This is a genomic window from Mangrovibacillus sp. Mu-81 (assembly GCF_036867415.1).
GTDB lineage: Bacteria > Bacillota > Bacilli > Bacillales > Bacillaceae_B > Rossellomorea.
Map to the genome: position 1 here is coordinate 37257 of NZ_JBAJHU010000019.1, position 10691 is coordinate 47947.

General features: G+C 43.6%; 12 protein-coding genes and 2 tRNA genes. 3 read left to right on the top strand and 11 right to left on the bottom strand.

Annotated elements, in window-relative coordinates; genetic code table 11:
• Position 1 precedes the first annotated feature (1 nt).
• Positions 2–1633, bottom strand: coding sequence for a chaperonin GroEL (gene groL / locus V6B33_RS21290; protein ID WP_334219664.1), 1632 nt, complete (start codon positions 1631–1633; stop codon positions 2–4).
• A gap of 54 nt (positions 1634–1687) precedes the next feature.
• Positions 1688–1975, bottom strand: a complete 288-nt coding sequence (gene groES, locus V6B33_RS21295; RefSeq protein WP_172250819.1) for a co-chaperone GroES — start codon at positions 1973–1975, stop codon at positions 1688–1690.
• A 281-nt stretch (positions 1976–2256) separates the two neighbouring features.
• On the opposite strand from groES, the gene V6B33_RS21300 reads away from it, so the two are divergent.
• Together V6B33_RS21300 and V6B33_RS21305 are read left to right on the top strand one after the other, a co-directional pair.
• A complete protein-coding gene (locus V6B33_RS21300) occupies positions 2257–3000 on the top strand; it encodes a CPBP family intramembrane glutamic endopeptidase (RefSeq protein WP_334219665.1) in 744 nt (247 codons plus the stop codon).
• Positions 2997–3203, top strand: coding sequence for a YdiK family protein (locus V6B33_RS21305; RefSeq protein WP_334219666.1), 207 nt, complete (start codon positions 2997–2999; stop codon positions 3201–3203). The genes V6B33_RS21300 and V6B33_RS21305 overlap by 4 nt, the downstream gene beginning before the upstream one ends.
• A gap of 18 nt (positions 3204–3221) precedes the next feature.
• Here V6B33_RS21305 and tatC read toward each other — a convergent pair whose 3' ends face one another.
• Genes tatC through V6B33_RS21320 form a run of 3 tightly spaced genes read right to left on the bottom strand, consistent with a single transcriptional unit; the run spans position 3222 to position 4917 of the window.
• Positions 3222–3998 carry a twin-arginine translocase subunit TatC gene (gene tatC / locus V6B33_RS21310; protein ID WP_334219667.1) on the bottom strand — a complete coding sequence of 259 codons (777 nt, stop codon included), beginning with the start codon at positions 3996–3998 and terminating at the stop codon, positions 3222–3224.
• Positions 3999–4016: 18 nt separating this feature from the next.
• Positions 4017–4184 (bottom strand): twin-arginine translocase TatA/TatE family subunit, encoded by a 168-nt coding sequence (locus tag V6B33_RS21315; protein ID WP_032085426.1) that lies wholly within the window; start codon positions 4182–4184, stop codon positions 4017–4019.
• Between the two features lie 55 nt (positions 4185–4239).
• Positions 4240–4917 carry a redox-sensing transcriptional repressor Rex gene (locus tag V6B33_RS21320; RefSeq protein WP_334219668.1) on the bottom strand — a complete coding sequence of 226 codons (678 nt, stop codon included), beginning with the start codon at positions 4915–4917 and terminating at the stop codon, positions 4240–4242.
• Between the two features lie 216 nt (positions 4918–5133).
• On the opposite strand from V6B33_RS21320, the gene V6B33_RS21325 reads away from it, so the two are divergent.
• The gene (locus V6B33_RS21325; RefSeq protein ID WP_334219669.1) at positions 5134–7080 is read left to right on the top strand and encodes an ABC-F family ATP-binding cassette domain-containing protein; all 1947 of its coding nucleotides are present in this window, start codon (positions 5134–5136) and stop codon (positions 7078–7080) included.
• Between the two features lie 292 nt (positions 7081–7372).
• Here V6B33_RS21325 and tsaD read toward each other — a convergent pair whose 3' ends face one another.
• The 6 genes from tsaD to V6B33_RS21355 form a co-directional block, all read right to left on the bottom strand.
• Positions 7373–8389: a tRNA (adenosine(37)-N6)-threonylcarbamoyltransferase complex transferase subunit TsaD gene (tsaD, locus tag V6B33_RS21330; RefSeq protein WP_334219670.1), complete on the bottom strand. Its 1017-nt coding sequence runs from the start codon at positions 8387–8389 to the stop codon at positions 7373–7375.
• Positions 8386–8823 carry a ribosomal protein S18-alanine N-acetyltransferase gene (gene rimI / locus V6B33_RS21335; protein WP_334219671.1) on the bottom strand — a complete coding sequence of 146 codons (438 nt, stop codon included), beginning with the start codon at positions 8821–8823 and terminating at the stop codon, positions 8386–8388. Before rimI ends, tsaD begins: the two co-directional genes overlap by 4 nt.
• 25 nt (positions 8824–8848) lie before the next feature.
• Entirely contained in the window at positions 8849–9544 is a 696-nt protein-coding gene (tsaB, locus tag V6B33_RS21340; protein ID WP_334219672.1) for a tRNA (adenosine(37)-N6)-threonylcarbamoyltransferase complex dimerization subunit type 1 TsaB, read from the bottom strand.
• Positions 9541–9996 (bottom strand): tRNA (adenosine(37)-N6)-threonylcarbamoyltransferase complex ATPase subunit type 1 TsaE, encoded by a 456-nt coding sequence (tsaE, locus tag V6B33_RS21345; protein WP_334219673.1) that lies wholly within the window; start codon positions 9994–9996, stop codon positions 9541–9543. Before tsaE ends, tsaB begins: the two co-directional genes overlap by 4 nt.
• A gap of 410 nt (positions 9997–10406) precedes the next feature.
• Positions 10407–10483, bottom strand: a tRNA-Asp gene (locus tag V6B33_RS21350).
• Between the two features lie 56 nt (positions 10484–10539).
• Positions 10540–10613 (bottom strand) — tRNA-Met (locus tag V6B33_RS21355).
• Positions 10614–10691 lie beyond the last annotated feature (78 nt).

The window sequence follows — 10691 nt, forward strand, 5'->3', positions numbered from 1 at the left end:
ATTACATCATGCCGCCCATTCCACCCATACCGCCCATGTCAGGCATGCCGCCGCCAGCGTTTTCTTCAGGAATGTCTGCAACTACTGCTTCAGTAGTTAAGAACATTGCTGCAACGGATGCTGCGTTTTGAAGTGCGGAACGAGTTACTTTAGTTGGGTCAACGATACCTTTTTCAATCATGTTAACCCACTCGCCAGTTGCTGCGTTGAATCCTACACCCACTTGTTCTTTCTTCAGGCGCTCTACGATGATAGAACCTTCTAGTCCAGCGTTGTGAGCGATTTGACGGATTGGCTCTTCAAGTGCGCGAAGCACGATGTTGATACCAGTTGCTACGTCTGCGTCTGCTTCGATTGAAGCGACTTTGTTGTATACGTTCACAAGGGCAGTACCACCACCGGAAACGATCCCTTCTTCCACCGCTGCGCGAGTAGAGTTCAAGGCGTCTTCGATGCGAAGTTTACGCTCTTTAAGCTCAGTTTCAGTTGCAGCACCGACTTTCACGACTGCTACACCGCCTGCAAGCTTGGCAAGGCGCTCTTGTAATTTTTCTTTATCGAATTCAGAAGTAGACTCTTCGTGTTGAACACGGATTTGATTCACGCGTCCTGCAATCTTTTGTGGATCTCCAGAGCCTTCTACTACTGTTGTGTTTTCTTTTGTTACGACAACTTTCGCTGCACGGCCCAGTTGAGTGACGTTTGCAGATTTAAGGTCTAAACCTAAATCTTCCGTGATCACTTCACCGCCAGTTAGGATGGCAAGGTCTTCAAGCATTGCTTTACGGCGGTCACCGAATCCAGGAGCTTTGACAGCCACTGCATTGAATGTGCCGCGAAGTTTGTTCACTACTAATGTAGCAAGTGCTTCACCTTCAACATCTTCAGCAACGATCAATAACGGCTTGCCTTGTTGTACCACTTGCTCAAGAACAGGAAGTACTTCCTGGATGTTGCCGATTTTTTTGTCCGTGATCAAGATGTATGGATTCTCAAGAACCGCTTCCATCTTGTCAGAGTCAGTTACCATGTATGGAGAAGCATATCCACGGTCGAATTGCATACCTTCCACTACGTCAAGCTCAGTCGTGAATCCTTTGGACTCTTCGATTGTGATGACGCCGTCGTTTCCAACGCGCTCCATTGCTTCTGCGATCAATTGACCGACTTCTTCGTCAGCAGCTGAAATTGCAGCAACCTGCGCGATTGAATCTTTGCCTTCGATCGGCTTGGAGATAGCTTTTAATTCTTCCACTGCAGTTTGAACCGCTTTTTCGATTCCTTTACGTACGCCTACAGGATTAGCCCCGGCTGTTACGTTTTTAAGACCTTCACGGATCATCGCCTGTGCAAGGACCGTTGCAGTTGTTGTACCGTCACCGGCAATTTCGTTTGTTTTGCTTGCTACTTCAGCTACAAGCTTTGCACCCATGTTTTCGAATGCATCTTCAAGTTCGATTTCTTTAGCAATCGTCACACCATCATTTGTGATAAGTGGTGAACCGTATTTCTTCTCGAGTACCACGTTACGTCCTTTTGGTCCAAGAGTTACTTTAACTGCGTTTGCTAATTGATCTACCCCACGAAGCATGGAACGGCGTGCTTCTTCGCTAAATTTAATATCCTTAGCCATATTCAAAGTCCTCCTCTTATTGTTTAAAGTAATGTTTTATATTTGATTGGTTGATTATTCGCCTACAACAGCCAGAATGTCGCTGTCACGAAGGATCAGATATTCTGTGCCTTGGTATTTCACTTCTGTACCTGCATATTTAGAGAAGATGATTCGATCGCCGACAGACACTTCAAGAGCTACGCGCTCACCGCTGTCAAGAACGCGACCTGTACCTACAGCAACAATCTTACCTTCCTGCGGCTTTTCCTTTGCGGAATCCGGCAGCACAATACCGCTTGCTGTTTTTTCTTCTGACTCAACTAGCTCGATAACGACGCGATCACCTAGTGGTTTTAACAAGTGAAACAACCTCCTTGAAAATATGTAAGTATTTTTTATTAGCACTCGTTTGTCGTGAGTGCTAACACAATTATTATATTAATTAATTCGTTTTCATTTTGCAAGTGTCCTGCTTAAAATTTTTTCGTCATTTTCCCCCTTTTTTCACACCTCTCTATCCTATGTCCGGTTTTGTCTTTGTATTCCGGATTTCTACCCTTCCCGCACCAAAGGCTACTATTTGAAGAGTTGAGCGATTATTAGTAGAATTGAACAAGATGACGATTAAAGGAGACGAAACGTTGAAAAAACATTTTGGATATATATTGATTGCATATATTGTCATGCAGCTTTCAAGTATTGTCGGGGTCCCGCTTCTTTATAAAATCGGGACGGATGTGATGGGTCAGCCTGCAGAACAGGTCAAGCAGCTTGTTCCCGGTTATTGGCTGATTATCAGCTTTTCCCTGGCACTGATTGTTGTATGGGCCATCCTTCGAAAAAGTGAAACAAGTACGCGGCTTGAGCGCAGTGCCCCTCTCAATTCAGGAAGTTCGATCGGTTGGGCCGTTGCAGGGATTTTCATCGCCTTCTTCGCTCAGTCCATTGCCATCCAAATTGAATATGCCATCGGGATTGAAATGGGATCCGAGAATACCCAGATGATCATCGGGATCATCGAAAAGGTGCCAGTGACAATGCTTGTGGCAGCCGTGATCGGTCCGATTTTAGAAGAGATCGTGTTCCGTAAGATCATCTTCGGCGTCCTTTATGAGAAGATGAATTTCTTCTTTGCGGCGCTGGTAAGTTCCATTATATTCGCGCTTGCCCACTTTGAGCCGGAGCATGTCATTCTGTATTCTGCGATGGGCTTTACCTTCGCTTTCTTATATGTAAGAACGAAGAGAATACTCGTGCCAATTTTTGCTCATGTTGCGATGAATACATCTGTCGTTCTAATCCAATCTATCTATAAGGACGATATTCAAAAGATCATGAATGAAGCTGAAAAAATTCAAGGATTTATTGGAGGATTATTTTTATGAGAAGATCACCGTTATTCTCGGGTGTGATCTATCTCCTGCTGGGAATACTTTTCACATACTTTGCAATTCAGAATGTAAGAGATGATGGTTGGGGATTTTTCACCTATATACTTGTCTTTCTGGCCACCCTTGACTTCGGTTCGGGGCTCAGAATGGTCATGATTCACTTCAAAATCAGAAAACAGCTCAAGAACAAAAAATAAGGATTGGTCCCATTGGGATCAATCCTTATTTTTATCTTCTTCGTATTGTTCCATCTCAAGCTTCTGTTCCGCTTCAAGTACCTTTTTATATCCAATCTTTGAAATCCAGATACTGATTTCATACAGGATGAATAGAGGCACTGTCACCATCAAATGGGATATGATATCCGGAGGAGTGATGAAAGCGGCAATGATGAAGAGGACAAAGTAAGAGACTTTCCTTGCTTGTGCCATCACCATTGGTGTGACGATCCCCAGACGCGTCAGGAACAGCATCGCCACGGGAAGCTGGAATAAAAAACCGAACGGGATCGTTATTTGAAATAAGAAATGGAAGTACTCATTGATACCGATGACCTGCTGGATTTCAAGATTCTCCGACAGTCCCATCATGAACTTCACTACATATGGAAACAGAATGAAGTATGAGAAGGACAAGCCTCCAAGAAATAGAAGAACGGACACAGGTATGTAACTGAGTGTAACCTTCCTCTCTCTTTCATAAAGACCAGGTGATACAAACGACCATACCTGATAGAGGATGACCGGCGAAGTAATGATTACAGCGACGAAGATAATCATCTCCATGTAAATCTTCAGGGGGTCTGTCACCCTGAAGGCATTCATGGTCATGTTCTTCGCCTCATCGGCATGCTGTAAATACGTGATCAGCGGACCGGCGAGAAAAAAACCCGCTATGACCGCCAACAAGAAGAAAACGACTGCAATCATGAGTCGTTTTTGTAATTCTCCTATATGCTCATACAATGTCATGTCTTTCTGACTTTGACTCATGGCGTTCATCCTACTCTATTACTTGGCATCTTTTGATTTATCGTCATCATCTGCTAAGCCTTTTGTTGCATTTTTAAATTCACGTAAAGTATTTCCGAATGCTTTCCCTAATTCCGGTAATTTCTTAGGACCAAAAATCAGTAAAGCAACAATAGCGATTAATACGAGGCTACCTGGACCTGGCATAATGAGACACCTCCTCTTTTTACATCTCTATCATATCGCAATTCATGTAAAATGGCTATTCCGATATGATTCCATCTTGTGACATTTCCGTGTCTTCCTCAGAATAATGCTTCAAGAAGTAAACCAACGATTGCAGCTCTACAGCCAGATCAATATGATGGACCCGGATATGATCCGGTACCGTCAGCCTTGCAGGCGTAAAGTTAAGGATACCCTTGATTTTTGAAGAGACCAGTCTGTCTGTGATATTCTGAGCAGAAGATGCCGGCACAGTCAGGATTGCCACTTCAATATTCTGATTCTCCAATTTTTCTTCCAGATCATCCAAATGAAATACCGGTACTTCTCCCACCTGGGTTCCCACTTTTGACTCATCGACCTCAAAGGCCATTTCTATCTTAGTATTATTATTTTTAATAAAATTATAATTAAGAAAAGCCGTACCCAGGTTCCCGACTCCGATCAGTACAACCTTAGTCAGTGCATCCTGATCGAGCGTCTTTCTGAAAAAAGAGAGTAGATAGTTAACATTATATCCATACCCTTTTTTACCTAACGCACCAAAATAGGAAAAGTCCCGGCGGATGGTGGCAGAATCCACCTTCACCGCTTCACTTAGTTCCTTGGATGAAACCCTCTGTTTGCCGGATGAGTATAAATTCTTGATAAAACGGTAATAAAGCGGCAGCCGCTTAGCCGTTGCCTGTGGAATTTTCGTTGTATCCTGGTTCATATTGCATTCCCCCACATCTATTCAAAGCCTGTTACTTTGGACCGTCTGACAACGCTTCCAAAATGAACAGAAAAACATTTTTTCAGGCTCTCCTACCCATCATACACTATATTCTATCCTATATGTATGAAGATTAACAGTCATTCATCGATATGTATGATTGCCGTTTTCCTCTCAAATACGGTACACTAGCACTATGAAATAGAGGTGAAACGCATGATTCTACTACAAGTGAATCAACTGATCAAAAACTTTGGTGCAGAAACCATCCTTTCGAATATCAAACTTGAAATACAGACGAGAGATCGGGTAGCGCTCGTTGGCCGAAACGGCGCAGGAAAATCGACTCTGTTAAAAATAATTGCCGGCCACTTATCTTATGATGCCGGCGAAATCACGAAACCAAAAGGAGTCACGATCGGGTACCTTGCCCAAAACACGGGACTCGAATCCGGCCTTTCCATATGGGCAGAAATGCTGACCGTTTTCGAAGACCTGATAGCTCAGGAAAAGCAGCTGCGTGCATTGGAAAAACAGATGGCCGATCCCTCTGTCTACGAAAATGAAGAACTTTACCAGCGCGTGTTAAAGGAATACGATGAGCTTCAGGTTTCTTTCAAAGAGTCTGGCGGTTATCAGTACGAAGCGGATATCCGCTCTGTCCTGCACGGACTGAACTTCGCGGATTTCGACTACGAAACGAAAATTTCCACGTTGAGCGGAGGACAGAAGACCCGTCTTGCACTCGGTAAACTGTTATTGACAAATCCTGATATTCTCATTCTTGATGAACCTACCAACCATCTGGACATCGCCACCTTATCCTGGCTCGAAACGTATTTACAAAGCTATGAAGGAGCCGTCCTGATCGTTTCCCATGACCGTTACTTCCTGGATAATGTCGTCAACCAGGTATATGAAATCTCCCGAAAACGAAGCAAAAAGTTCCTCGGCAACTACAGCAAATACTTGCAGCAAAAAGCTGAAGATTATGAAAAGGATCTGAAGCTGTTTGAACGCCAGCAGCAGGAAGTGGCCAAGCTTGAAGATTTCATCCAACGGAACATCGCCCGTGCATCTACAACGAAGATGGCCCAGAGCAGGCGCAAAAAGCTCGAACGCATGGATCTGATGGACAGGCCGTCAGGTGATGAGAAATCAGCCACCTTCTCTTTCCAGATCGACCGTCAAAGCGGAAATGATGTCCTGAAAGTAAATGATCTTTCGATTGGGTACGATAATGTTGAAGAAATCTCCCGACACATTGATTTCTCCGTAAAAAAAGGCGACAGCATTGCTCTGGTAGGTCCAAATGGAATCGGAAAGTCGACTCTGCTTAAGACACTGGTGAATAAGCTTGCTCCTCTCTCAGGAGATTATAAATTCGGATCGAATGTCTCGATCAGCTACTACGACCAGGAACAGGCTGAGCTTTCCTCAAACAAAGCCGTGCTCAATGAACTATGGGACGAATATCCGCTGAGAAACGAGAAAGATATCAGAACCGTTCTCGGGAACTTCCTGTTTTCCGGGGAAGATGTCTTAAAGCCCGTTTCTACACTGAGCGGAGGAGAAAAAGCGCGTCTTGCCCTTTCAAAAATGATGATGGAAAAAGGGAATGTCCTCATACTCGATGAGCCGACGAACCACTTGGATCTCGACAGTAAGGAAGTGCTGGAAAATGCACTCATCGATTATCCAGGCACCATTCTGTTTGTGTCTCACGATCGTTATTTCATTAACAGAATTGCGACCAAGGTGCTTGAACTCTCTAAAAACGGTTCGACCGAATACCTCGGCGATTATAATTATTATATGGAGAAGCTGCAAGAACAGGAAGAACTGGCTGCACTTGAGCTTACCGAAAAGGGGCAGCCTGCTGCCGCCTCGTCCACTCAGCAGAAACAAAGTCACAAAATCGATAAAGAAGCGAAAAAGCTTGAACGGCAGCGAAAAAGAAGAGTGGAAGATATTGAAGCTCAAATGGAGATACTCGAAGCGGTCATCGAAGAACAGGAAGAACTGCTTTGTGACCCCAATATCTTTCAGGATCACGAAAAAGTCCAAGATATCAATAACAAACTGAATGCTTCCAAAGAAGAACTTGATGAATTGTTAGAAGAATGGACAGAATTAGAAGAGATTCTCCAAGAAGAACAGTAATCCACAGGTTTGAGTAACACCGTGTTACTCAAACCTTTTTTTGTTCCACATCATTATCCACAGGGCGGATGTTGAATATCCGTTATCCATAGAAGTTTTCCACATTATCCACAAGATGAGTGGGAGTTATGCACATCCACCCGCTTATTTACCCATATCTTTTTCACAGGGTGTTCACATTTATCCTTAAGTTATTAACAACTTATCCACAGTCTGTTGATAAAAACATATGTTCTACTAATAAAAAAGCTTCGAAAAGGTTCAAAATTACCCTCCTCGAAGCTTTTTATAATCAAAAATTCTCTATATCCAATCCGGGATTGGCGTTCATTGTCATGTTCCCTCTTTTACCTTGTTCGAAAAGAATTGTCCCTGCTGCTGCGATCATCGCCGCATTGTCGGTGCATAAGGATAATGGAGGGATAATAAGTTCTGTGTCCAGTTCTGTAAACGCCTCTTCTAATGCAGCACGCAGTCCTTTATTGGCAGCTACTCCTCCAGCCAATAACAATTGTTCTACATTATACTCCTTTACCGCTTTCACTGTTTTGGTTACCAGTACATCAATCACACTCGCCTGGAAGCTTGCGGCAAGGTCTTGTGGATAAATGGTCTTGCCTTTCTGCTTGGCGTTGTGCAGCGTGTTGATAACTGCTGATTTCAAACCGCTGAAACTGAAATCATATGAGCCTTCTTCCAGCCAAGCCCTTGGGAGATCCAGATTCGTTTCCCCTTCCTGCGCCAGCCGATCGATATGAGGGCCGCCCGGGTAAGGAAGATTCAGCGTTCTGGCTACCTTGTCATACGCTTCACCCGCGGCATCATCTCTCGTTTCACCGATTACTTCAAATGAGCCATGCCCTTTCATAAGCACAATCTCCGTGTGCCCCCCCGAAACGACCAGGGAGAGCAGAGGAAATTTCATTTCTTTCACTAACCGGTTTGCATAGATATGTCCAGCTATATGATGGACACCTACCAACGGCTTGTTATGAGCAAACGCCAGAGCTTTGGCAGCATTGACACCAATCAGCAGTGCTCCGACCAAACCAGGCCCTTCTGTAACGGCAATGCAATCGATCTCTTCCATTGTCATGTCTGCCTGCTTCAGTGCCTCTTCTAAAACGAATGTCACTTGCTCGACGTGGTGACGGGAAGCAATTTCCGGAACCACCCCGCCAAAACGTTTATGGCTTTCGATTTGGGAAGAAACGATATTTGTCACGATTTCCGTCCCATTTTTTATAATGGCGACAGCTGTTTCATCACAGCTTGTCTCTATTCCTAACACATACGTATCTTTTGTCATAAATTCACCCACATTACTAAAGCATCTTCTTGATTATCGGAATAATACCGCTTCCGGATTCCGCCGTCCTGAAAACCCATCTTTCTATATAACCCTTTTGCAGCTTCATTGCTCACTCTGACTTCAAGCGTCATCAAACGTGCACCGACTTCTTTCGAAATGTCCATGATTCTTTGCATGAGGGCTTCACCAAGACCCTGCCCCCTATAATCAGGGAGCACTGCAACGTTGGTGATATGCGCTTCGTCCACAACGAGCCAGACACCGCAATATCCGGCTATATGTTCCCCGTCTTCCACAACAAGATACGTGGACAAATGATTCTGTTCAATCTCGTTATAAAAAGCCTCTCGACTCCATGGGATACTGAACGAACTATGCTCAATCTCCATCACAGCATCTAAATCATCAACCGTCATAAACCGAATATCCATTTTTCTTAACGATCCTTTTTCTCAATTAAGAGTTTTTTTGAGACTCCAGCCACTTCACTTCAGCCTCCGCCATCCGAATATAATTAGGAACGACTTCGTGAGCCGTCTTTTCTTCTAATTGAGAGCCTATAAAAGCAAGCTCGGATGGCCTCGGATTATGGCTCACATAAGGAGCAATCTTCGCCTGAGCTCCCAGCACTTCTTTTATCACTGCCTCATGAATGCTTACATCGTTACCGACAAATAAAATCTCCCTGTCATACTCTTTCAGCTTTTCCGCCCAGTCTGCCAGTAAGAGGTTCCGGTCTTCTTCAATCTGATTGATCACATCTCCATCCCACTTATATAAGCCTGTATAAACCTGCCCTCTTCTCGCATCAAAGATAGGTGAAATATATCCGTTGAAATAACGTCCGGAAGAAGCGAGTACCGCCAAACTGGAAACAGGGATCAACGGAATATTGAGCGACCAGGCAAGCGTCTTTGCCATAGTCACCCCAATACGGACACCTGTATATGAACCAGGGCCATTTGCCACCACGATCTTCATAAGCTCTTTCGGCTCCGTCTCACAATCTTTCAAAAGCTGCTCAACAGCCGGCATCGCTCTTACAGAATGATTCTTCTTGAAATTAGTGATATACTCACCAATCACTTTCCCCTCTTCAATCAACGCAATTCCGAGCGGATAATTGGAGGTATCAATAGACAATATCTTCATGAAATAATCTCCTTACATAACTCATTATACCTTTCCCCGTAAGGCTTTAACACAATCTTCCGTACCGTATCGTCTTCTCTGTAAATCGAAAGACTCAATAACTCCTGCGGAAGCTGGTCCTCAATTAAGTGTGCCCACTCGACAACCGTCACTCCCCCACCTTCAAAGTACTCATCAAATCCCAAGTCTTCAAAGGAATCATCCAGGCGGTACACATCCATATGATAAAAAGGCAGACGCCCCTTATATTCTTTAATAATGGTAAACGTCGGGCTGTTCACCGTCTTCTTCACTCCAAGCCCTTTCGCAAGACCCTTCGTAAACGTCGTTTTCCCGGCACCCAAGTCACCTTCCAATGTTATCACATCCCCCGCCTTCAGGTAACGTGCCAATCTCTCAGCAAACTCCCCCGTCTCTTCAGGGGTATTCGTCATGATTTCAAACTGATCCATATTTATCTCCCAACTTAAATAGAGTATAAAAAACCCTTAGGATAGCACCTAAGGGACGATATATATGTAGTTTACCCTTTTTGGGGTATTTGAGTAAAGGGCAGGTGTTGCAATATGAATAGGGAAGTAAGTTTTTGTTGAAAATTAATGAAAAAGAGTCAGCATAACAGAAATGAGAGTATGAAATTCTTTTATGAGCCATAATTAGACTACACAGATCGCCGGATTTACTCGCATATCGGGACAAATCCCCCTATTATTTTCAACTCTTCATGTTTTATTTTCAACTTTCAGCAACTTATTTTCAACGTTCTACCTTTTTATTTTTAACTTTTCAATTTTTATTTTAAACTTAAAAATATTTAAACAATAAAAAAACGAAACCAAAGTTTCGTTTACGTGTAAAGTAATGGCGGTCTGGACGGGACTCGAACCCGCGACCTCCTGCGTGACAGGCAGGCATTCTAACCAACTGAACTACCAGACCAAAGATTTTTGCGTCAGCAAAATATCTTTCAATATTATGTTTTAGCAAAAATGGTATTGCGGGGACAGGATTTGAACCTGCGACCTTCGGGTTATGAGCCCGACGAGCTACCGAACTGCTCCACCCCGCGACGATAAAATAGGTTTCATATAGATTATAACATACTATATGTTATAAAAAACAATTTGTGCAAAAAAATATTATATCC